The 21,919-nt window shown below is 67.4% G+C and carries 21 protein-coding genes; 7 read left to right on the top strand and 14 right to left on the bottom strand.

Annotated elements, in window-relative coordinates; genetic code table 11:
- Window positions 1–41: 41 nt before the first annotated feature.
- Genes rfbD through rfbB form a run of 4 tightly spaced genes read right to left on the bottom strand, consistent with a single transcriptional unit; the run spans window position 42 to window position 3,434 of the window.
- Window positions 42–938 carry a dTDP-4-dehydrorhamnose reductase gene (gene rfbD / locus VK92_RS20125; RefSeq protein WP_048024261.1) on the bottom strand — a complete coding sequence of 299 codons (897 nt, stop codon included), beginning with the start codon at window positions 936–938 and terminating at the stop codon, window positions 42–44.
- Window positions 935–1,483 carry a dTDP-4-dehydrorhamnose 3,5-epimerase gene (gene rfbC / locus VK92_RS20120; protein ID WP_021161725.1) on the bottom strand — a complete coding sequence of 183 codons (549 nt, stop codon included), beginning with the start codon at window positions 1,481–1,483 and terminating at the stop codon, window positions 935–937. The genes rfbD and rfbC overlap by 4 nt, the downstream gene beginning before the upstream one ends.
- Complete coding sequence (rfbA, locus tag VK92_RS20115) at window positions 1,468–2,361, bottom strand: glucose-1-phosphate thymidylyltransferase RfbA (RefSeq protein WP_048024263.1); 894 nt, start codon at window positions 2,359–2,361, stop codon at window positions 1,468–1,470. The genes rfbC and rfbA overlap by 16 nt, the downstream gene beginning before the upstream one ends.
- Before the next feature lie 11 nt (window positions 2,362–2,372).
- On the bottom strand, window positions 2,373–3,434 hold the full coding sequence (gene rfbB, locus VK92_RS20110) for a dTDP-glucose 4,6-dehydratase (RefSeq protein WP_021161727.1): 1,062 nt from the start codon (window positions 3,432–3,434) through the stop codon (window positions 2,373–2,375).
- A gap of 342 nt (window positions 3,435–3,776) precedes the next feature.
- Here rfbB and VK92_RS20105 point away from each other — a divergent pair, with 342 nt between their 5' ends.
- Window positions 3,777–4,616, top strand: coding sequence for a symmetrical bis(5'-nucleosyl)-tetraphosphatase (locus tag VK92_RS20105; protein ID WP_048024266.1), 840 nt, complete (start codon window positions 3,777–3,779; stop codon window positions 4,614–4,616).
- A gap of 45 nt (window positions 4,617–4,661) precedes the next feature.
- On the opposite strand, the gene VK92_RS20100 is transcribed toward VK92_RS20105, so the two are convergent.
- The 8 genes from VK92_RS20100 to VK92_RS20065 all read right to left on the bottom strand — a co-directional run bounded on the left by VK92_RS20100 (window position 4,662) and on the right by VK92_RS20065 (window position 11,276).
- Entirely contained in the window at window positions 4,662–5,519 is an 858-nt protein-coding gene (locus VK92_RS20100; RefSeq protein ID WP_048024268.1) for a lysophospholipid acyltransferase family protein, read from the bottom strand.
- A gap of 19 nt (window positions 5,520–5,538) precedes the next feature.
- Window positions 5,539–6,828, bottom strand: coding sequence for a dihydroorotase (locus VK92_RS20095; protein WP_048024269.1), 1,290 nt, complete (start codon window positions 6,826–6,828; stop codon window positions 5,539–5,541).
- Between the two features lie 61 nt (window positions 6,829–6,889).
- Window positions 6,890–7,921, bottom strand: coding sequence for an aspartate carbamoyltransferase catalytic subunit (locus tag VK92_RS20090; protein ID WP_048024270.1), 1,032 nt, complete (start codon window positions 7,919–7,921; stop codon window positions 6,890–6,892).
- A gap of 73 nt (window positions 7,922–7,994) precedes the next feature.
- Window positions 7,995–8,507 carry a bifunctional pyr operon transcriptional regulator/uracil phosphoribosyltransferase PyrR gene (pyrR, locus tag VK92_RS20085; RefSeq protein ID WP_048024273.1) on the bottom strand — a complete coding sequence of 171 codons (513 nt, stop codon included), beginning with the start codon at window positions 8,505–8,507 and terminating at the stop codon, window positions 7,995–7,997.
- Window positions 8,494–8,943: a Holliday junction resolvase RuvX gene (gene ruvX, locus VK92_RS20080; protein ID WP_027788201.1), complete on the bottom strand. Its 450-nt coding sequence runs from the start codon at window positions 8,941–8,943 to the stop codon at window positions 8,494–8,496. Before ruvX ends, pyrR begins: the two co-directional genes overlap by 14 nt.
- A complete protein-coding gene (locus VK92_RS20075) occupies window positions 8,940–9,518 on the bottom strand; it encodes a YqgE/AlgH family protein (RefSeq protein WP_011351143.1) in 579 nt (192 codons plus the stop codon). Before VK92_RS20075 ends, ruvX begins: the two co-directional genes overlap by 4 nt.
- A gap of 182 nt (window positions 9,519–9,700) precedes the next feature.
- The gene (locus tag VK92_RS20070; RefSeq protein WP_048024275.1) at window positions 9,701–11,002 is read right to left on the bottom strand and encodes a hypothetical protein; all 1,302 of its coding nucleotides are present in this window, start codon (window positions 11,000–11,002) and stop codon (window positions 9,701–9,703) included.
- A gap of 103 nt (window positions 11,003–11,105) precedes the next feature.
- On the bottom strand, window positions 11,106–11,276 hold the full coding sequence (locus VK92_RS20065; RefSeq protein ID WP_004186709.1) for a rubredoxin: 171 nt from the start codon (window positions 11,274–11,276) through the stop codon (window positions 11,106–11,108).
- A gap of 254 nt (window positions 11,277–11,530) precedes the next feature.
- Here VK92_RS20065 and VK92_RS20060 point away from each other — a divergent pair, with 254 nt between their 5' ends.
- On the top strand, window positions 11,531–12,397 hold the full coding sequence (locus tag VK92_RS20060; RefSeq protein WP_027788204.1) for a hydroxymethylpyrimidine/phosphomethylpyrimidine kinase: 867 nt from the start codon (window positions 11,531–11,533) through the stop codon (window positions 12,395–12,397).
- A gap of 187 nt (window positions 12,398–12,584) precedes the next feature.
- On the opposite strand, the gene groL is transcribed toward VK92_RS20060, so the two are convergent.
- Both groL and groES read right to left on the bottom strand, forming a co-directional pair.
- Window positions 12,585–14,225 (bottom strand): chaperonin GroEL, encoded by a 1,641-nt coding sequence (gene groL, locus VK92_RS20055; RefSeq protein ID WP_021163332.1) that lies wholly within the window; start codon window positions 14,223–14,225, stop codon window positions 12,585–12,587.
- A 46-nt stretch (window positions 14,226–14,271) separates the two neighbouring features.
- A complete protein-coding gene (gene groES, locus VK92_RS20050) occupies window positions 14,272–14,565 on the bottom strand; it encodes a co-chaperone GroES (protein ID WP_039361157.1) in 294 nt (97 codons plus the stop codon).
- Window positions 14,566–15,244: 679 nt separating this feature from the next.
- Here groES and VK92_RS20045 point away from each other — a divergent pair.
- The 5 genes from VK92_RS20045 (at window position 15,245) to VK92_RS20025 (ending at window position 21,919) form a co-directional block, all read left to right on the top strand.
- The gene (locus VK92_RS20045) at window positions 15,245–16,711 is read left to right on the top strand and encodes a carbohydrate porin (RefSeq protein WP_048024278.1); all 1,467 of its coding nucleotides are present in this window, start codon (window positions 15,245–15,247) and stop codon (window positions 16,709–16,711) included.
- Window positions 16,712–16,776: 65 nt separating this feature from the next.
- Window positions 16,777–17,910, top strand: coding sequence for a hypothetical protein (locus tag VK92_RS20040; RefSeq protein ID WP_048024281.1), 1,134 nt, complete (start codon window positions 16,777–16,779; stop codon window positions 17,908–17,910).
- An 11-nt stretch (window positions 17,911–17,921) separates the two neighbouring features.
- On the top strand, window positions 17,922–19,217 hold the full coding sequence (efeB, locus tag VK92_RS20035) for an iron uptake transporter deferrochelatase/peroxidase subunit (protein ID WP_048024283.1): 1,296 nt from the start codon (window positions 17,922–17,924) through the stop codon (window positions 19,215–19,217).
- Window positions 19,218–19,283: 66 nt separating this feature from the next.
- A complete protein-coding gene (locus VK92_RS20030; protein ID WP_048024285.1) occupies window positions 19,284–20,318 on the top strand; it encodes an iron ABC transporter substrate-binding protein in 1,035 nt (344 codons plus the stop codon).
- Window positions 20,319–20,320: 2 nt separating this feature from the next.
- Window positions 20,321–21,919 carry an ABC transporter permease gene (locus VK92_RS20025; protein ID WP_048024287.1) on the top strand — a complete coding sequence of 533 codons (1,599 nt, stop codon included), beginning with the start codon at window positions 20,321–20,323 and terminating at the stop codon, window positions 21,917–21,919.

The raw sequence follows: 21,919 nt of genomic DNA, 5'->3' as shown, positions 1-21,919 counted from the left end.
GCGGCATGAATTGTGATGTGCGCCGCCCGAACCGGGCGGCATCAGGCATCGAACAGTTCCGCGAGGACGAGTGCAAGCCCGTCCGACCACTGCGGTCGATGCAATCCGAAACGCTCGTCGAACCGCGTGTTGTCGAGCACCGAAAAGGTCGGACGCGCGGTCTTCGCCGGATACTCGGCCGCGGGAATCGGCTTCACCTCCCGGATCGCCAGATCGATCTGTGGGGACAGTCTTCTGGCGCCGGCAAAAATGGCTTTGGCGAACGCGTGCCAGGTCGTCTCGCCCTGCGCCGTCATGTGGTACAGGCCGCTCGTGAACGATCCCGCCCGACGCTCGGCAAGCGCTTTTGCCGCAGCGTGCGCGGTCAGATCGGCGATCATGCGCGCGCTCGTCGGCGCGCCGAACTGATCGCTGACGACGGACAGCGCCTCGCGATTCGCACCCAGCCGGAGCATCGTGCGCAGGAAATTCTGCCCGCGCGAGGCGTACACCCATGACGTACGGAACACGAGCCAGTCTCCGCCGGCATCGGCGATGGCCTGTTCGCCTGCCAACTTGCTCGCGCCGTAGACGTTCAGCGGGCACACCGCGTCGCTTTCGACATACGGTGTCCGCTTGCTTCCGTCGAACACATAGTCAGTCGAGAAATGGATCAGCAATGCGCCGCGCTCGCGTGCCGCCTGCGCGAGCGAGCCCACCGCATCGCGATTGACCGCGAAAGCGGCTTCGGGCTCGTCCTCGGCACGATCCACAGCCGTATAGGCGGCCGCATTGACCACGAGATCGGGCGCGAGCGTGTCGACGTATGCGTCGACGGCAGCCGCGTCGCCGAGATCGACGACGTGGCGAGTCGCTGCGACCACCTCACCCAGCGGCTGCAGCGCGCGGACGAGCTCCCACCCGACCTGCCCGTTCGCCCCGGTCACGAGAATCCTCATGCGTAGGTCTCCAGATCCGCCAAAACGGTACCGGCGAGATCTTTCGGCGCGACCACCGGATCCCGGTCGAGCGGCCAGTCGATGGCGACCTGCGCATCATTCCACAGCAGCACGCGTTCGAATTCGGGGTACCAGAAATCGGTCGTCTTGTACTGAAACGTCGCTGTCTCGGACATCACCAGGAAGCCGTGCGCGAATCCGGCTGGCACCCACATCTGAAGGTGGTTTTCCGCGGACAGTACGCTGCCGACCCATTTTCCGAACGTCGGCGACGAACGGCGCAGGTCGACGGCAACGTCGAAAACTTCGCCTTCGACGACGCGGACCAGCTTGCCCTGCGCATGGCTGATCTGATAGTGCATCCCGCGAAGCACCGATTTACCGGAGCGCGACTCGTTGTCCTGAACGAACTCGACATCCGCAACCTGCTCTCGGAATTCCCGCTGATTGAAGCTCTCGAAGAAGTACCCGCGAGCATCGCCGAAGACCTTCGGCTCGATCAGCTTGACGTCTGGAATTGCCGTGGAAGTTACCGTGATTGCCATAGGATCTTGTCCGTCAGTAGGTTCTTCAGATATTGCCCGTACCCGTTCTTGGCGAGCGGCGCGGCGAGTTCCAAGAGGCGCTCGGCGTCGATCCAGCCCAGTCGGTATGCAATTTCCTCCGGACACGCGACCACGAGGCCCTGGCGCTTCTGCAAGGTCGCAATGAATGCCGCAGCCTCCATCAGCGAATCGTGCGTGCCCGTATCGAGCCACGCATAACCGCGCCCCATGATCTCCACCTGCAGCTTGCCCGCCGCGAGATAACGGGAATTGACGTCGGTGATTTCGAGTTCGCCGCGCGCCGACGGCTTGATGTCGGCCGCAATGTCGCACACATCGTTGTCGTAGAAATACAGGCCGGTCACGGCGTAGCGCGAGCGCGGCTGGAGCGGCTTTTCCTCGATCGACAGCGCGCGCATCTGGTCGTCGAATTCGACAATGCCGTAACGCTCCGGGTCCTGCACATGATAGGCAAACACGGTGGCGCTTTCGGTGCGCGCGTTGGCCGCGAGCAACTGCTTGGCGAGATCGTTGCCGTGGAAGATGTTGTCGCCGAGCACGAGCGCGCTCGGATCGTTGCCGATGAAGTCCCGCCCAATGATGAACGCCTGCGCGAGCCCGTCCGGCGACGGCTGGACCGCGTACTGCAGGTTCATCCCCCACTTCGAGCCATCGCCCAGCAATGCCTGGAAGCGCGGCGTATCCGCTGGCGTCGAAATGACCAGCACGTCGCGAATGCCCGCGAGCATCAGCGTCGAAAGCGGGTAGTAAATCATCGGCTTGTCGTACACCGGGAGCAACTGCTTCGACACCGAGTAGGTAATCGGATACAGTCGCGTGCCCGAGCCGCCGGCGAGGATTATGCCTTTGCGTGCCATCGATCAAGCCCTCACGTGCGTTGCGCGTAATTGGTTTCGACCCACCTGCGGTAATCGCCCGACGCGACTTCGTCCACCCATGGCTGGTTCTCGAGGTACCAGCGTACGGTCTTCGCGAGCCCCGTCTCGAACGTCTCCGCGGGCTTCCAGCCGAGCTCGCGCTCGAGCTTGCGCGCATCGATCGCGTAACGGCGGTCGTGGCCCGGGCGGTCCTTCACATAGGTGATCTGCTCGCGATACGAACCCGCCGCCTTCGGCCGCGCCGCGTCGAGCAGATCGCACAGCGTATGCACGACATCGAGATTCTTCTTCTCGTTCCAGCCGCCGATGTTGTACGTCTCGCCCGGCACGCCGCGCGCAAGCACTTCGCGGATCGCGCTGCAGTGGTCGCCGACGTACAGCCAGTCGCGCACGTTCTGGCCATCGCCGTAGACCGGCAACGGCTTGCCCGCGAGTGCATTCGCGATCATCAGCGGAATCAGCTTCTCCGGAAACTGATACGGGCCGTAATTGTTCGAGCAGTTCGTCGTGAGTGTCGGCAGGCCATACGTATGGTGATACGCACGCACCAGATGATCGGAACCAGCCTTCGTCGCCGAATAGGGGCTGTTCGGTGCGTACGGAGTCGTCTCCGAGAATTGCGGATCGGTCGCTGACAGCGATCCGAACACCTCGTCGGTCGACACGTGCAAGAAGCGGAATTCCACCTTCTCCACGTCGCTCAACCCGTTCCAGTGCGTGCGTGCCGCCTCGAGCAGCGTGAACGTGCCGACGACGTTGGTCTGCACGAAATCGGCCGGCCCGTGGATCGAGCGGTCGACGTGGCTTTCAGCGGCAAAGTGGATCACGGCCCGCGGCTTGTACTCGGCGAACAGCGCATCAAGTGCTGCGCGATCGCAAATGTCGACCCGGGCGAACACATGATCCGGGCTTCCGTCCAGTGGTGCCAGCGTCCGCAGGTTGCCTGCATAGGTCAGCTTGTCGACATTGAGCACGGCCTCACCAGAAGCAGCCATCCAGTCGAGTACGAAATTGGCACCGATAAAACCCGCGCCGCCGGTAACCAGGATCATGAAGCTTCCTCTAGTAATAGTGTGCGGCGCGCCTGGCAGGCGCTCGTCGCACTTCTTGTCATGTCACAGTGGCCAAGTCTCGGCCGATCAGGCCCGGCATTTTAACCGGTCGCCATGACCGGCAAAGTCACGAGATGTTAATTTCGGAGCGAAAATGTCAATTATAGGAATCCAGTCGACGTCAATTCCACGCTGCTAACAACTTGATACAGCGCCCCGGCCCTTTGCGTCACGAAAAATCGCATGCCTCACGGACGGCCCGATGCGGAACGACCTTTGCATTACGCCTGTGTTTATGCGACTTTTTTCTCAGTTCACCCGATTCCTCACGATCCGACCCTCATGCATTCGACCCCCATCGCCATCGGCGACATCCAGGGCTGTCATTCCGCTCTCCAGTCGCTGCTCGACAAGCTGTCCCCACCTGCCGACACCCCGCTCTGGATCGCCGGCGACGTCGTCAACCGCGGGCCCGGCTCCCTTGCCGCCCTGCGCGCCGTTGTCGACCTCGGCCCGCGCGCGACCGTCGTGCTCGGCAATCACGACCTCCACCTGCTTGCGGTCTCCGCCGGCCTGCGCACCGAGCGCCCGGGCGACACCATCGGCGAAATCCTCGACGCCCCCGACGCCGACGCGCTGCTCGACTGGGTCCGCCACCGCCCGTTCGTGCATGCGGAAAACGGAATGCTGCTCGTGCATGCGGGCGTGCTGCCGCAGTGGGACACCACGCTAGTGCTCGAACTCGCCGACGAACTCCAGCGCGCGCTGCGCGCGCCCGACTGGCGCGACACGCTGCAGCAGTTGTACGGCAACGAGCCGAATCAATGGAGTCCCAACCTGAAGAAACGCGACCGGATGCGCGTCGCGTTCAACGCATTCACGCGCGTGCGCTTCTGCACGCCCGACGGCGCGATGGAATTCAAGGCGAACGGCGGCCCCGACAGTGCGCCGCCCGGCTACCTGCCGTGGTTCGACGTACCGGGGCGCCGCACGGAGGACGTGACGGTCGTGTTCGGGCACTGGGCCGCGCTCGGCCTGATGCTGCGCGAGAACGTCGTCGCGCTCGATTCGGGATGTGTGTGGGGTAACCAGCTGTCGGCCGTGCGGCTGACGGCCGATCCGGCGCAGCGCACGGTCACGCAGGTGCAGTGCGAAGCATGCCGCTCACCGGGCGGAGAGTGACGAGAGATTGATTCGCGGGGCCGGAGGTGGATCGGCCCCAATGCGTCAGCCCTCTCGCCCCGGCACGGGCGCGTCGGCCGCCTCGTTCCCCGCTTCGCCGCCACCGACCTCGGTCGCCGGATACGCATGCTTCGCCAGTTCCGCGAGCGACTCGGCCGACGGCTTGCCGACCTTCTCCTGCAGCGTCGCGAGCGCGGCCGCGATCGCATCGCGCGCCGCGGCGGACGTCGCCCGCCGGTCGCCGCCCGGCGCGATCGGCTCGCACACGTAAAGATGCGCGACGATCGGGCCGCCGCGCAACACCATGTCGAGCGACTTGCCGAGCGCCAGCTCGCCCGTGTAGGCCGGCGCGACCGACTGCCGCCGCTGCGCGTCCTCGTACATCAGGCAGATCGGCTGCACCGCGCAGCCCGCCGATACCGCGGCCTGGAACAGGTTCGCATGGAACGGCAGCAGTTCCTGCCCGTCCGTCGTCGTGCCTTCCGGAAACACGCACATCAGCCCGCCGTTGCGCAGGCGCTCGGCCATTTCGTGCATGACCCGCATCGCCTCGGTGCGCTTCTCGCGCTGCAGGAACACGGTGTCGAGCTTCTCGGCGAGCCAGCCGACGACCGGCCATTGCCGCACCTCGGCCTTCGACACGAACGGCGTCGGCCGCCACGCGTTGATCGTGTAGATGTCGAGCCAGGACACGTGGTTGCCGACCACGAGCGCGCTCGCATCGAGCCGCGCGCCGTCGTTGTGGACGACGAGGCGCATCCCGCAGATCCGCAGCAGCTTGAGCGACCAGCGGCGCGTCATCTCGGCACGCCGCGCGGGCATGACGTGCGAAAAACGCAGCGCGACGATCGCCATGCCGCGCAACAGGTGAAAGACGAGACGCAGCTTGCGAAGGGCAATCATGGCGAAGGTCCGGCGTGGTTCAGGGGCGCTCGAACGCGATCTGTCCGGCGACGAGCGTCGTGCGCACGCAGGCGGGCAGTTCGTAGCCGAGGAACGGCGAGTTGTGGCCCTGGCTCTTCAGCGCACGCGGCTCGACGCGCCAGTGTGCGCGCGGGTCGAACACGCACAGGTCGGCCGCGCCGCCTTCGGCGAGTCGGCCGGCCGGCAGCTGCAGCACGTCGGCCGGCGCCGACGTGATGCGGCGCAGCGCCTGCGCGAGCGGCGTACGCGTCTCGTCCGCCCACTTCAGCGTCAGCGACAGCAGCAGCTCGAGCCCCGTCGCGCCCGGCGTCGCTTCGCCGAACGGCAGCAGCTTCTCGTCGTCGTCGACCGGCGTGTGGTCGGAGCAGATCGCGTCGATCGTCCCGTCGGCGAGCGCCACGCGAATCGCTTCGCGATCGCGCTCGCTGCGCAGCGGCGGATCGAGCCGGAACTGCGAATCGAAGTAGCCGATGTCGACATCGATCAGGTGCACGTGATTCACGCCGACGTCGCACGTCACGGGCAGCCCCTCGGCCTTCGCCGCGCGCACGAGTGCAAGGCCGGCCGCCGACGACAGCCGCGCGAGGTGCACGCGTGCGCCCGTCACGCGCATCAATTCGAAGATCGTGTGCAGCGCGATCGTCTCGGCCGCGACCGGCACGCCGGACAGCCCGAGCCGCGACGCAAGGGCGCCGCTCGCGGCAACGCCGCCACGGCCGATGAATGCGTCCTGCGGGCGCAGCCACGTGGTGTAGCCGTAGGTGCTCGCGTACTGCAGCGCACGCAGCAGCACCTGCGTGTCGCGCACCGGCACGTTGGCATGCGTGAAGCCGACGCAGCCGGACTCGGTCAGCGCGACCATCTCGGTGATCACTTCACCCTTGAGGCCGACCGTCAGCGCGCCGAGCGGATGCACGTTCGCCTGGTGGAGGTTGCGTGCGCGGAACTTGAGCATCTCGACGAGGCCCGGCTCGTCGAGCACGGGGTCGGTATCCGGCGGGCACACGAGGGTCGTGACGCCGCCCGCGACGGCCGCGGCCATCTCGGACGCGAGCGTCGCCTTGTGCTCGTAGCCCGGCTCGCGCAGCCGCGCGCACAGGTCGACGAGGCCGGGCGCGACGATCAGGCCCGATGCGTCGATGGTCTTCCCGGCGTTGAAACCGGCCGGCGCGGCGTTGCCGGTGTCGGCAATCGCGGCGATCTTGCCGTCCGCGACGAAAACGTCGGCCTGCCGTTCGGTGCCGGCGACCGGGTCGATCAGCGTGCCGCCTTTGATATGAATCTTCATGCGCTGTCTGTGAATGCGTTGAATGCGTTGAGTGCCTGGATCAGGATGCGCGAAAGCGGGCTCAGTCGCTGTTGCCGGCGACGATGCCCATCACCGCCATCCGCACGGCGATGCCGAACGTGACCTGGTTGAGGATCACCGACTGCGGGCCGTCGGCGACCTGCGAGTCGATCTCGACGCCGCGGTTCATCGGGCCGGGGTGCATCACGATCGCGTCGGGCGCGGCGAGCGCGAGGCGCTCGGGCGTCAGGCCCCAGGTCTTGAAGTACTCCTGCGCCGACGGCAGCAGCGCGCCGCTCATCCGCTCGTTCTGCAGGCGCAGCATGATGATCACGTCGACGCCCTTCAGCCCTTCGTCGAGGTTGTGGAACACCTTCACGCCCATCTGCTCGAGGCCGCCCGGCAGCAGCGTGCGCGGGCCGATCGCGCGCACTTCCGGCACGCCGAGCGTGGTGAGCGCGTGGATGTCGGAGCGCGCGACGCGCGAATGCAGGATGTCGCCGACGATCGCCACGCGCAGCTTCGTGAAGTCGCGCTTGTAGTGACGGATCGTGTACATGTCGAGCAGGCCCTGCGTCGGGTGCGCATGACGGCCGTCGCCTGCGTTGATCACGTGCACGTGCGGCGCGCAGTGCTCGGCGATCAGGTATGGCGCGCCGCTCGACGCGTGACGCACGACGAACAGGTCGGCATGCATCGCCGACAGGTTGTTGATCGTGTCGAGCAGTGATTCGCCCTTGCTCGTCGACGACGCATTGATGTTCAGGTTCAGCACGTCGGCCGACAGGCGCGTCGCGGCGATCTCGAAGGTCGTGCGGGTACGCGTCGAGTTCTCGAAGAACAGGTTGAACACGGACTTGCCGCGCAGCAGCGGCACCTTCTTCACTTCACGGTCCGTCACGCTGACGAACTGCTCGGCCGTATCGAGGATGTGATTGACGATCGAGCGCGGCAGGCCCTCGATCGACAGCAGGTGCTTCAGCTCGCCGTTTTTCGTGAGCTGCGGATTGCCCTTCAGGAAGCCGTAGCGGAACCGGTCGGGGCTCGCGACCGCAGCGGGATTGCCGGTGCGGCCAGTGGTGTCGGTGGTCATGGTGTGCGTGATTCCAACTATGCAAACGGGCCGCGGTGCAAACCAGCGGCCCGGGATACGGTTCGCGTGCCGCTCAGGCGCCGTGCGCCTCGACGCGCAGTGTGAACTGCGCGTCGTCGCGCGCGAGCACGAGCGTCGCGCCGGCCGGCACGTCGAGCGTGCCGCCCGCGAAGCGCGCGGCGACCGGCAGCTCGCGGCCGCCGCGATCGGCGAGCACCGCGAGTTCGACCGCGGCCGGACGGCCGTAGTCGAACAGCTCGTTGAGCGCCGCGCGCACGGTGCGCCCGGTATACAACACGTCGTCGACGAGCACGATGCGCGCACCGTCGACTTCGAACGGCAGCGACGTCGGGCTGGCCTGGCTGTGCAGCCCCTTTTTCGCGTAATCGTCGCGGTGCAGCGCGACGTTCACGACGCCGAACGCCGGCGCGCCGAGATCGCGCGCGAGGCGCTCGGCGAGCCATGCGCCGCCGCTGTGAATGCCGGCGAGCCGCGGGCCGCCCGGTTCGGCGAACGCCGTGCCGTACGCGGCGCGGATCTGGTCGAGCAGGACGCGGTAAAGCGCCTCGGCGTCAATGGTGCTCATGGTCGGACAATTGATCGAGATACTGTTGAAGGATGACGCGCGCGGCCTCGGCATCGAGCATCTCGGCCCGGGCACGGCCGCGCACGTTGCGCTCGCGCAGCCCGGCCTCGGCCTCGACCGACGAATAACGCTCGTCGACCCAGGTGACGGGCAGCCCGAAGCGGCCGTTCAGCTGGTTGCCGAAGCGCTTCGCCTGCTGCGTCATGTCGTGCGGCGTGCCGTCCGGATGCATCGGCAGGCCGACGACGAGCGCGTCCGGCCGCCATTCGGCCAGCAAGTCGCCGACCGCCTTGAAGCGGTGTTCGCGGTTCAGGTTCTGGATCACGACGAGCGCACGGGCCGAGCGCGTCAGCGCATTGCCGATCGCGACCCCGATACGTTTTTCGCCGTAGTCGAACGCGAGCAGCGTCGCATCGCGCGCGCTCGCGCCACTCATGCGTGCCCTGCTTCGCCGGACAGCATCGACGAACTGACGCCGAGCAGGCCGAGCGCGGCTTCGAAGCGCTCTTCGGCCGGCGTGTCGAACACGATGCGCGGATCGGCGGCGACCGTCAGCCAGCCGTTGCGGGAAATTTCTTCCTCGAGCTGCCCGGCCCCCCAGCCCGCATGGCCGAGCGTCAGCAGGAAGCGTTTCGGGCCGGTGCCCGTCGCGACCGCCTCGAGCACGTCCTTCGACGTGGTCATCTCCAGCCCGCCCTCGACGGACATCGACGAGTTGTAGCTCGCGCCCTCCACCGGCTCGTGCAGCACGAAACCGCGTTCGGTCTGGACCGGGCCGCCGAAATACACCGGAATGTGCAGCAGCGGCTCGATGTCGAGCTTCAGGTCGATGCGGTTGAACAGCGATTCGAGGTCGATGTCGGTGGGACGATTGATGACGAGGCCGAGCGCACCGCGCTCGCTGTGATCGCAAAGATAGACCACCGTTCCCGAAAACGTCGGATCGGCCATGTTCGGCATGGCGATCAGGAACTGGTTGGTGAGATTGATGCGATCGGAAGGCTTTGACATGGTTTGAATTTTAGCAAAGACGCCGCGGCCTGACCGGGCCGCGATCAACAAGCAACGCCGCGCCGCGCTGGCAACGGCGCGCACGGATCACATGGCACTCTAACACGCGCGCGGGCGCTGTCGGCAGCGTGTTGCGGGCCCGCGCGGCAAGGGCCGCCGCCGCGTGTTCGCCCCCTTGTTCGTCAGGCCCGGCCGAGCGCCGCGCCTAGCGCGCCGGACGCCGCGGTGAGGTCCGGCGGCGCAACGCCGGCCGCAATCTTCAGCAGCGCCGCGCGCAGCATGTCGGACGCATGCCCGTGCGCATCGAGGCCGCCGTCGGCGAGCGGCACGCCGTGCGCCGCACGCCGCCACGCCAGGCCCAGCGTGTCGGCGAGGAGTGCCGCATGGCCGAGCCCGAGCGCGCATGCGGCCGTGCCGACCCGGTAGGCGGCGGCGGACGCGTGCCATGCGGCGCCCGGGTCGGCCGCGGCCGGGTTGGCTGCGAGGTCGGCCATCGACGCATCGGCCGTCTGCAGGAAATCCTCATAGGCGTGCGCATTGACCGTCACGACGCCGAGCGCGCGGGTCGGCGCGGCGGCAACCGCATCGTGCTCGGCCCGGGCGGCATCGGCCTCCCACAGCGCCTCCGATGCGGGCGTGCCGGCGACGTGCCAGTCGACCGTCAGCCCGTAGTCGTGCAACACGTCGACGAGTGCGACATCCTCGGCTGCCGCGCCGAACAGCGCGAAATCGCGCCACAGCAGCGCCACCGTCTCGCGCACGAGTTCCGGCGGCGCACTGCGCCGGCCCTGCGCGTGCTCGCCGAGCAGCAGGTTCGTCCGCGCGAGAAAGCGCTTCAGCTCCGGCGCGCCGCTGGCGCGCAGCGCGCGCACGCACGCGGCCGCGAGCCGCCAGAAATCGTAGGGATCGTCGCCCGCGAGCGCCGCCAGCATCGCGTCGAGTTCGGCGAGTGCCGCATCGGGCGCGCCGTGCTCCGCGCGCAGCACGCCAAGCAGCGCCTGTTCGTAGCGGGCACGAATCCGGGTCGCAAACGCATCGGGCAACGCGCGCAGCGTGGCCGGCGGCACCGCGCGGCCGACGAGCGCGAGCGCGTCGAGCGGCGCGCTCGCGCGCAGGTCGGCGGCGCTTTGCGCGCGCAACGCACGGAAATGCTCGAAGAGAACGGGCGAGCACGCGAGCTCGCGCAGGTTGTGACGGCCGACGGCCGCGCGGAAATCGCGCAGTGCGGCCCGCCAGCCAGCCGAAGTCGGCTCGACGGCGACGAGCGGCACGGCGGCCGACAACTGCCCCGCGAATCGCGCGGCCGGCAGCCAGCCGGCTTCCGCCAGCACGGCCGCCGCGGCGGACAGCGGCGCGGCAGCGTCGTCGCGACGCTCGAATGCGTCGGCAGCCGCCGCAAGCCACGCGTCGGCCGCGCGCACGGCCCCGCCGCGCGGGTTGGGCAATGCGTCAGGGTGGGGAACGTTCGCCGGTTCGGGCCTCATGCACACGCGCGCCTGTCATCGTCAAGTCGCTCGCGCAGGCCTCGGCGCGCGAGCGCCGGGCCGATGCGAGGCCTGAGCGGTGTGCCGTGGGCCGAGGGTCCGGTCAGATCTGGACCATCTCGAAGTCTTCCTTGCGGGCGCCGCATTCAGGACACGTCCAGTTGATCGGGACGTCTTCCCAGCGCGTGCCCGGGGCAATGCCCTCTTCGGGCAGCCCGGCTTCTTCGTCATAAATCCAGCCACAAATCAGGCACATCCAGCTCTTGTATTCCATCTTAAGCCGCGTCGGGAAAGTCGGTAAATTCGGGAGCCATGATGGTACCGTGTCGGGGCCGGACTGCCTAGCAATCGCGCTGGAGTAAGGCGACTACGTTGCGCTGCGCTAAAAAATCCGTCGTGCGGGCCGGATTCCGCCGCATAATGGCTGAAAAGTGCGGCCTGCCGGGCAACACAGGGCCGAAAACGCCCATTTCGCCTCGCCGTCCGCATGTCCGTCGCTTTCCCGTTTTTCTCTTGCCCCATTTTTACATGTCCAGCAACGCCCCTCCGATCGTCCTCACCTTCGGCCTGTCCGATCCCACCGGCGGCTCCGGCCTCCAAGCCGATCTGATGACCCTGGCGAGCATGGGCTGTCACGGCGTGTCCGTCCTGACGGGCTACACGGTGCGCGACTCGGCCGCCTGCGACGAAGTCACCGGTCTCGATCCCGACGTGGTCGCCGCCCAGGCGCGCATGCTGCTCGAAGACATGCCGGTTGCCGCGTTCAAGATCGGCGCGGCGACGCGTGCGGAAGTCGTGAGCGCGATCGCCGAGGTCGTCGCCGACTACGACGGCGTGCCGCTCGTGCTCGCGCCGGACTTCACGCTCGACGACGAACACGTGCTCGCCGCCGACGACCTGCGCGAATCGATCGCCGATCTTCTGGCGCCGCAAACCACGCTGCTGGTTGCCGACTACGCGACGCTGATCGCGCTCGCGCAGCCGGACGGCGACGCCGAGGCACCGAATCTCGACGCGGCCGTGTCGCACCTGCTGTCGCAGGGCTGCGAGTACATCCTGTCGTCCGAAACCGGCTCGCACCGGCTCGTCAACACGCTGTACGGCGAAGAAGGCCAGCTGCGCGAGGACATGTGGGATCGTTCGCCGCATCGGCTGATGGGCATCACCGACACGCTGGGCGCGGCCATCGCGGCACTGCTCGCGAACGGCCAGGAGCCGCCCGAAGCGGTTCGTGAGGCGCAGGAATACCTGTACCAGGCCGTGCGTGACGCGTTCCGGCCCGGCATGGGCGCGTATTTGCCCGACCGGTTCTTCTGGGCGCGCAGCAATGAAGACGCGGATACGCCGCCGGCGGTCAAGGTCGACCCGGTGCCGAGGACGTCGCACCGGCATTGAGCCGGACACGGCGGGCACGTCCCGCCGTCGCGGCGAACCCGCGGCGCCATCCTTGCCGCACCCGGCCGTCTCGCGCCCGCCGCCGATTCGACGGCACCAATAAAAAAAGACCCGCATCGCTGCGGGTCTTTTCTTTTGGCTGGAACGCGCATCGCTGCGCGTTCCGGACACCATCGACCGAAGTCGATTACATGTCCATGCCCATGCCGCCCATGCCGCCCGGCATGCCGCCCGGCATCGGTGCGTCTTCCTTCGGCAGTTCGGCAACAGCTGCGTCCGTCGTCAGCAGGAGGCCTGCAACCGAAGCTGCGTTCTGCAGCGCGGTACGCGTCACCTTGGTCGGGTCGACGACGCCGGCTTCGACCATGTCGACGTACTCGCCCGTTGCTGCGTTGTAGCCGTAGTTGCCCGTACCTGCAGCAACTGCCGCCACCACGACGCTGGCTTCTTCGCCGCCGTTCGTGACGATCTGGCGCAGCGGCTCTTCCATTGCGCGCAGCACGATCTTGATGCCGGCGTTCTGGTCGGCGTTCGCGCCGGTCAGGCCTGCGATCGCGGTGCGAGCGCGGATCAGCGCAACGCCGCCACCTGCCACGATGCCTTCTTCCACAGCTGCGCGCGTTGCGTGCAGTGCGTCTTCGACACGTGCCTTCTTTTCCTTCATTTCGACTTCGGTCGCTGCGCCGACCTTGATCACTGCAACACCGCCGGCCAGCTTGGCCACGCGCTCTTGCAGCTTTTCACGGTCGTAGTCCGACGTCGCTTCTTCGATTTGCGCGCGCACTTGCTTCACGCGTGCTTCGATGTTCACGGCTTCGCCTGCGCCGTCGATGATCGTCGTGTTTTCCTTGCCCACTTCGATGCGCTTCGCCTGGCCCAGTTCTGCCAGCGTTGCCTTCTCGAGCGTCAGGCCGGTTTCTTCGGCGATCACTTGGCCGCCCGTCAGGATCGCGATGTCTTCCAGCATCGCCTTGCGACGATCGCCGAAGCCAGGCGCCTTGACCGCAACGGTCTTCAGGATGCCGCGGATGTTGTTCACGACCAGCGTTGCGAGCGCTTCGCCTTCGATGTCTTCAGCGATGATCAGCAGCGGACGGCCAGCCTTCGCGACTTGCTCGAGCACCGGCAGCAGATCACGGATGTTCGACACCTTCTTGTCGTGCAGCAGCACGAACGGGTTGTCGAGGACGGCGACTTGCTTTTCCGGGTTGTTGATGAAGTACGGCGACAGGTAGCCGCGGTCGAACTGCATGCCTTCGACGACGTCGAGCTCGTCGGCCAGCGACTTGCCGTCTTCGACGGTGATGACGCCTTCCTTGCCGACCTTGTCCATCGCTTCAGCGATGCGATCGCCGATCGACGTGTCGCTGTTCGCCGAGATCGAGCCGACCTGTGCGATTTCCTTGTTCGTCGTGCACGGCTTGCTGATCTTCTTCAGCTCGTCGACAGCCGCTGCGACTGCCTTGTCGATGCCGCGCTTCAGGTCCATCGGGTTCATGCCCGATGCGACGTACTTCATGCCTTCGCGAACGATCGATTGCGCGAGGACGGTTGCCGTCGTCGTGCCGTCGCCTGCGTTGTCGCTGGTCTTGGAAGCCACTTCCTTGACCATTTGCGCGCCCATGTTCTGGAGCTTGTCCTTCAGCTCGATTTCCTTCGCGACCGACACACCGTCCTTGGTGACCGTCGGGCCGCCGAAGCTGCGCTCGAGCACCACGTTGCGGCCCTTCGGACCCAGCGTGACCTTGACTGCGTTGGCGAGAATGTTCACGCCTTCGACCATCTTCGAACGGGCGGAATCGCCGAATACGACGTCTTTAGCTGCCATCTTCTAACTCCTTGAATTCTTGGGAATATGTACCGTCGGTGGACGCTTACTTGGCGTTGACCACGGCCATGATGTCTTCTTCGCGCATGACCAGCAGTTCGCTGCCGTCGACCTTCACGGTCTGGCCTGCGTACTTGCCGAACAGGACGCGATCGCCGACCTTCACGTCGAGCGCGATCGGGGCGCCCTTGTCGTCACGCTTGCCCGGGCCGACGGCCAGGACTTCGCCCTGGTCCGGCTTTTCAGCAGCGGCGTCGGGGATCACGATGCCCGAGGCGGTCTTGGTTTCCTGATCCAGGCGCTTGACGATCACGCGATCGTGCAAAGGACGAAGGTTCATATTCACTCCTCTCTTGACTGAGATTGAAGAACGCTTAGGGAATCTGCCCGGCTTATCGCCCGGCAGAGAATTGTTAGCACTCTCGTGCAGCGAGTGCTAATTATATGGACGGGTTTTGACAAATTCAAGAAGGGAAACCGGACGAATTTTCAGGGCGGAGACGCAGCGCAGAAAGCGCGCGGAAACGGCAAAAAATCCTTTCACAACAGCCCCTTACATTCACTTCCCGGCCAACCTGGCAGGCCCGCGCGGCCCAGAAATCTCATCCAGCCCCGTTGGGACACCGGGAAAGCACGGAGTTCCTGCGATCGACGTCATCACACAAAAACTTCCGTAACGGCACCGCTTCCGTCCGCTCACACGCTCCCTCCGGCACCAGCCGGATGCCTCCCGTGCCCCGCCCCGCGGATCCATCGCTTCACATCGAAGCATTCATTTCCATTACGCCGATATTTACGGTTTACCTCTGCACCAAACACGCCAAACGCCCTGTCCGTAAGCCTCTGGATTACATTCGGTAATTTAATGCGAATCATTCTCGTTTACATTGACTTTCCCATTTGACACTCCTACGATGCGCCGCGTTGCGCTTCGCTTCTTGCCCTGGCCAATCGGAGCCGAGCGTCCGGACAGCGATCGACAAGCAGGACTCCACACCAATTAGAAGCAGGAATTTGATATGAAGTTTGCGTCGTTCCAGGGAGACAGCGTCCGTGCCCGGATGCGCCCCGCCGCCTGCGCGGCCATCCTTGCATGCGCGTCGTTCGCGAGCGGCGCCGCTTTCGCCGACGTACCCGTCGACGCACAACCCGAAGCACCCGAGGCCGACCTGGCGATCCAGGCGAAGCCGACCAACATGTGGACCGGCATCTGGACGCGCCAGAGCCTGCTCGGCGACATGGGCGGCATCCGCCCGTGGCTCGGCAAGTACGGCGCGACGCTGCAGATCACCGAAACCAGCGAATACCTCGCGAACCTGCGCGGCGGCCTGAACCGCGGCGGCGCCTACGACGGATTGACGACGGCCACGTTGACGGTCGACACGCAGAAGGCGATCGGCCTGGCCGGCGGCACGTTCAACGTCAGCGCGCTGCAGATCCACGGCACCAACCTGAGCGCGCGGAACCTCGGCACGCTCAACACCGCGAGCGGCATCGAGGCGCAGGGCACGACGCGCCTGTGGGAGCTGTGGTACCAGCAGTCGTTCCTCGACAAGCGCGTCGACGTGAAGATCGGCCAGCAGAGCCTGGACCAGGAATTCATGGTCAGCACGTATGCGAACACGTTCGTCAACACGATGTTCGGCTGGCCCGCGCTGCCGTCGTACGACCTGCCCAACGGCGGCCCCGCGTATCCGCTCGCGGGCCTCGGCGTGCGCGTGCGCGCGCAGATCACGCCGAAGCTCACCGCGCTCGCGGGCGTGTTCGACGGCGACCCGCTCGGCAACAACCCGAACAACCTCAGCGGCACCAACTTCAACCTGCACAACGGCACGCTCTATATCGGCGAGCTGCAGTACGCGCTGAACCAGCCGTCCGACGGCGAAATGGACACCGGCCGCTCGAACGGGCTGCCGGGCACCTACAAGATCGGCGTCTGGTATCACAACGGCCGCTTCGCGGACCAGAACGTGGGCACCGACGGGCTGTCGCTCTCCGATCCCGCGTCGAACGGCAACGCGCAGCAGCACCATGGCGACTACAGCTTCTACGCGGTGGCCGACCAGATGATCTGGCGCCCCGACCCGACCGGCCCGCGCAGCCTCGGCGTGTTCGCGCGCGTGATGGGTGCGCCGGGCGACCGCAACCTGGTGAGCTTCTCGGCCAATGCGGGGATCGTGCTGAAGGCGCCGTTCGAAGGCCGCGACAACGACAGCGTCGGCCTCGGCGTCACGTACATCCAGGTCGGCAACCACGTGACCGACCTCGACCAGGCCGCGCGGACGTTCGCGACCGGCCCGTACGGCGTGCGCACCCGCGAGACGACGCTCGAGGCGACCTACCAGTACCAGGTGAACCCGTGGTGGATCGTCCAGGCCGACGCGCAGTACACGTTCAACGCGGGCGCCGGCCAGAACCCGAGCGACGCGACGCAGCCGCTGCGCAACACGTTCGTGCTCGGCGCGCGTACGACGATCACGTTCTGAGCGACGCGCCCACGCTACCCGTTTTTCGCGCGCCGCCCGGACGGCGCGCCCTCCAGGAGATTCACATGATTCAATCCGCCCCGCTTCGCCGCTTCGCGACGGGCGCATTGGCCGCCGCCGCGCTGACGGCCGCCGCCGGCGCACTCGCCGAGCCGCAAGGTTTCCTCGAGACGCTGCATCGCCACACCACGCTCGTCAACACGGTGCCCGACAACGGCGACCAGAACCCGTACGCGATCGCGGTCGCGCCAGTGTCGGCCGGCACGATCCAGGCGGGCGACGTGCTCGTCGACAACTTCAACAACTCGGCGAACCTGCAAGGTACCGGCAGCACGATCGTCGACTACCGCCCGTCGACGAAGCAGCTGAGCCTGTTCGCATCGATCCCGCGCGACCTGAAGGCGTGCCCGGGCGGCATCGGCCTGTCGACGGCGATGACGATGCTCAAATCCGGCTGGGTGATCGTCGGCAGCACGCCGAGCAACGACGGCACGACGAACACCAAGGGTGCCGGCTGCCTGATCGTGCTCGATCCGCAGGGCAAGATCGCATCGACGTGGTCGACCCCGAACATCAACGACCCGTGGGGCAACATGGCCGTGGTCGACCGCGGCGACAGCGCGACGCTGTTCGTCAGCATGGCGGGCTTCGGCGTCGGCCGCGCAGACGGCAACCCGCCGGTCTACAAGCAGGCGACCGTACTGCGCCTCGATCTCGACGTGCCGGCGGGCAAGCCGCCCGTGATCAAGCAGGAAACGGTCGTCGCGAGCGGCCTTGGCGCGCAGGCCGACAAGGGCGTGTTCCTGGTCGGCCCGACCGGCCTCGCGTTGTCCGGCGACCAGAAGAAGCTGTACGTGTCGGACGCGATCGGCAACCGGATCGTCGAGATCGACGACCCGCTCACGCGCGACACCAGCGCGGGCGTCGGCCGCCAGGTCACCGCCGACGGCTTCCTGCGCCGCCCGCTCGCGCTCGCGACCGCACCGAACGGCCACCTGCTCGCGACCAACGCGCAGAACGGCCAGGTCGTCGAGATCGACCCGGTCGCCGGCAAGCAGCTCTACGCGCGCTGGATCAACACCGACAAGGCACAGTCGCCCCCCGGCAACGGCAACCTGTTCGGCATCGCAATGACGCCCGAGGGCGACGGCTTCTACTACGTCGCGGACGACGTCAACACGCTGTTGCTCGCGAAGTAACGGAACGAACCATGGCAGACGATCACAACCAGCCGCCCCGCCCCGCACGGCGCGGCTTCCTGAAGGCGGGCGGCGCCGCGGTGGCCGCCGGCCTCGCGGCGGCGTCGATACCGGCCGCGAAGGCGGCGGATGCCGCCGCCGTACCGGCCTCCGCGCACGACGGCGTCGAGCCGTTCTACGGCCAGCACCAGAGCGGCATCACGACGCCGCAGCAGCGCCACGCGTATTTCGCGGCGCTCGACCTGACGACGGCGCAGCGCGCGGACGTCATCGCACTGCTGAAGACCTGGACCGACGCCGCCGCGCGGATGACGCGCGGCGACACCGCGCAACCGCTCGCCGCGACGGGCAGCGACGAAGTCGCGCCGGCCGACGGCGGCGACGCGCTCGGCCTCGGCCCCGCGCGCCTGACCATCACGTTCGGCTTCGGGCCCGGCCTGTTCGCGCTCGCGGGCAAGGACCGCTACGGCCTCGCGAAGCATCGCCCCGCCGCGCTCGTCGACCTGCCGCGCTTCAACGGCGACCAGTTGCTGCCCGAGAAGACCGGCGGCGACCTGTTCATCCAGGCGTGCGCGGACGACGCGCAGGTCGCGTTCCACGCCGTGCGCCAGCTCGTGCGGCTCGGCGCGAACGCAACGCAGATGCGCTGGGGCCAGGCCGGCTTCACGTCGGGCAAGCCCGGCGAGACGCCGCGCAACCTGATGGGCTTCAAGGACGGCACGATGAATCCGCCGATGTCCGATCCGGCCGCGATGAACGAATTCGTGTGGGCCGGCAGCGAAGGCCCGGCATGGATGAACGGCGGCACCTACACGGTCGTGCGCCGGATCCGCATCACGCTCGAACACTGGGACAACACGGAGCTCGGCTTCCAGGAACAGGTGGTCGGCCGCCACAAGTACAGCGGCGCGCCGCTCGGCCAGAAGCACGAGTTCGAGGCGCTCGACCTCGACGCGGCCGACAAGGACGGCAACCCGGTGATCCCGGACAACTCGCACGCGCGCCTCGCATCGCCGCAGGTCAACAACGGCGCGCAGATCCTGCGCCGCGCGTACTCGTACAACGACAGCACGAGCTTCTACATCGAGCGCTGGCCGCCGTGGCGCCAGCAGACCGAGTACGACGCGGGGCTGATGTTCGTCGCGCACCAGCGCGACCCGCGCAAGGGCTTCATTCCGATCAACGAGAAGCTCTCGAAGCTGGACATCATGAACCAGTTCACCACGCACGTCGGCAGCGCGATCTTCGCGTGCCCGCCGGGCGCGCAACCCGGTTCGTACATCGGCGCCGCACTGTTCGAGGCATGACGTCGCGCCACGCCAGCCAACGCACACCTTTTCCGGCCCGGCCGGATGCAACCTGCTGAAAACGACATGATCACTTCACCCGTTAGCCGCCCGCTGCGGCACCTGATTTCCGCGGCGGCCGCCGCGCTGATGCTGACCGGCGCGCTGCACGCCACCCGCACGCATGCCGCGACGCTCACGCTGTACAACGCGCAGCACGAGCAAGTCGTGAACCAGCTCGTCAAGGACTTCGAAGCACAGAGCGGCATCACCGTGAAGGTGCGCTCGGGCGAGGGCCCCGCGCTCGCCGCGCAGATCGTCGCGGAAGGCGACCGCACGCCGGCCGACGTGTACTTCACCGAAAACTCGCCGGAGCTCGTGCTGCTCGATCGCAAGGGCCTGTTCGCGAAGACCGACGGCGCCACGCTGCAGTCGGTGCCCGCGCGCTTCAACCCGGCCGACGGCAACTGGGTCGGCGTGCTCGCGCGCGAGAACGTGCTCGTCTACAACACCGCGAAAATCCAGCCGCAGCAGTTGCCCGCGTCGCTGCTCGATCTCGCGAAGCCCGAATGGAAGGGCAAGGTCGGCGTCGCGCCGAGCGACGCGGACTTCCTGCCGCTCGTGAGCGCGGTACTCGCGCTGCACGGCGAGGCCGCGACGCTGCAATGGCTGAAGGGCCTGAAGGCCAACGCGCAGATCTTCGACGACGACGAAGGCGTGACGGCGGCCGTCAACCGCGGCGGCGTGCTGACCGGCATCGTCAACAACTACTACTGGGACCGCCTGCACGCCGAACTCGGCGACAAGTCGACGCGCAGCGCGATCCACCATTTCGGCCACGGCGATGTCGGCGGTGCCGTCAACGTGTCCGGCGCCGCGGTGCTGAAAGCATCGAAGCACCAGCCGGAAGCGCAGAAGTTCGTCGCGTATCTCGTCAGCGAGCGTGCGCAGAAGCTGATGGCGGGCGGCCATGTCAGCTTCGAGTATCCGCTGCACCCGGGCGTCGCCCCCGATCCGATCCTGAAACCGTTCAACGAACTGAGCCCGCCGGCGCTGACGTTCGAACAGCTCGGCGACGACAGCCAGGCCGGCAAGCTGCTGCGTCAGGCCGGCCTCCTCTGAGCATGAGCGACGCCGTGTCCCGCACGGCGCGCACCGCGCGCGACGACGAGCGCACCGCGACACGGCGGCGCCCGTCGCGCGCGCTCGTCGCCGCGGCCGCGTGCGGGCCGCTCGCGATCCTGTTGCCGCTCGGCTTCACGCTGTACCGCGCGGCCACCTTCGGCGTCGACGATGCGATCGAGCTGCTGTGGCGCCCGCTCGTCGGCGAGTTGCTCGTCAACACGCTGTCGATCACGCTCGCCGCGACCCTCGCGTGCACGCTGCTCGGCACGGCGCTCGCGTGGTTCATCGAGCGCACCGACCTGCCGGCCCGGCCGCTGTGGACCGCGCTGGCGGCCGCGCCGCTCGCGGTGCCGCCGTTCATCACGAGTTATGCGTGGGTGTCGCTGAGCCTCGACCTGCAGGATTTCCTCGGCGCGCTGATCGTGCTGACCTCCGCGTACTTCCCGCTCGTCTACCTGCCGGTGGCCGCCGCGCTGCGTGAACTCGACCCCGCGCTGGAGGAAAGCGCGCGCACGCTCGGCTGCTCGCCGTGGCATACCTTCTTCCGCGTCGTGCTGCCGCAGCTGCGCCCCGCGCTGTGCGGCGGGATGCTGCTCGTCGCGCTCGGCGTGCTGTCCGAGTTCGGCGCATTCCAGTTGCTGCGCTTTCGCACGTTCACGACCGAGATCTATGCGGAATACCGCACCGCGTTCGACGGCGGCGGCGCGTCGCTGCTCGGCTGCGTGCTGATCGCGCTGTGCCTGCTGTGCCTCGCGATCGAGGCTCGCGCACGCGGCCATGCGCGCTACGGTCATACGCACCGCGCCGCACGCCGCGTCGCGATGCGTTATCCGCTCGGCAACCTGCGCGGCCCCGTCACCGTCGCGTTCGCCGCGCTCGCAGCCGCGACGCTCGGCGTGCCGCTCGCGATGATCGGCTACTGGCTCACGCAACAGGGCGCGGCCGCCGTCACACCCGCCGACGTGTCGCCCGAGCTGCTGTGGCAGGCCACGCTCGCGTCGTCCGGCTACGGCCTCGCGGCGGCGGCCGTCACGACGCTGCTCGCGCTGCCGCTCGCGTTCCTGCTGGTCCGTTATCCGGGCCGCGTCGCCACCCTCCTCGAGCGCACGGCGATGACCGTGCAGGGCGTGCCGGGCATCGTCGTCGCGCTGGCGATCGTGTCGATCACGGTGCGGCTGCTGCAGCCGCTCTACCAGAGCGCACCGGCGCTCGTCGCCGCGTACGCGATCCTGTTCCTGCCGCTCGCGGTCGTCAGCGTGCGCGCCGCGCTGTCGCACGTGCAGGTCCGGCTCGAGGAAACCGCGCGCTCGCTCGGCCTCGGCTGGCGCGCAACGCTCACGCGCGTCGTGCTGCCGCTCGCGGCACCCGGCCTCGGCGCGGCCGCGACGATGGTGTTCATCTCGGTCGTGACGGAACTCAACGCGACGCTACTGCTGTCGCCCATCGGCACCCGCACGCTCGCGACGCAGGTGTGGAGCGATACGGCGACGCTCGCGTTCGCCGCCGCGGCGCCCTATGCGGCGCTGCTCGTCGCGCTGTCGCTCGGCGCATCGGGACTGCTGTTCCTGCTGCTCGGCCGCGCGTCGGTGCGCAACTGA

This window comes from Burkholderia sp. LK4, assembly GCF_001043615.1.
Classification (GTDB): Bacteria; Pseudomonadota; Gammaproteobacteria; order Burkholderiales; family Burkholderiaceae; genus Burkholderia; species Burkholderia cepacia.
Note: the sequence above shows the minus strand (reverse complement) of the source record. Positions and strands in the feature narration are given on the sequence as shown.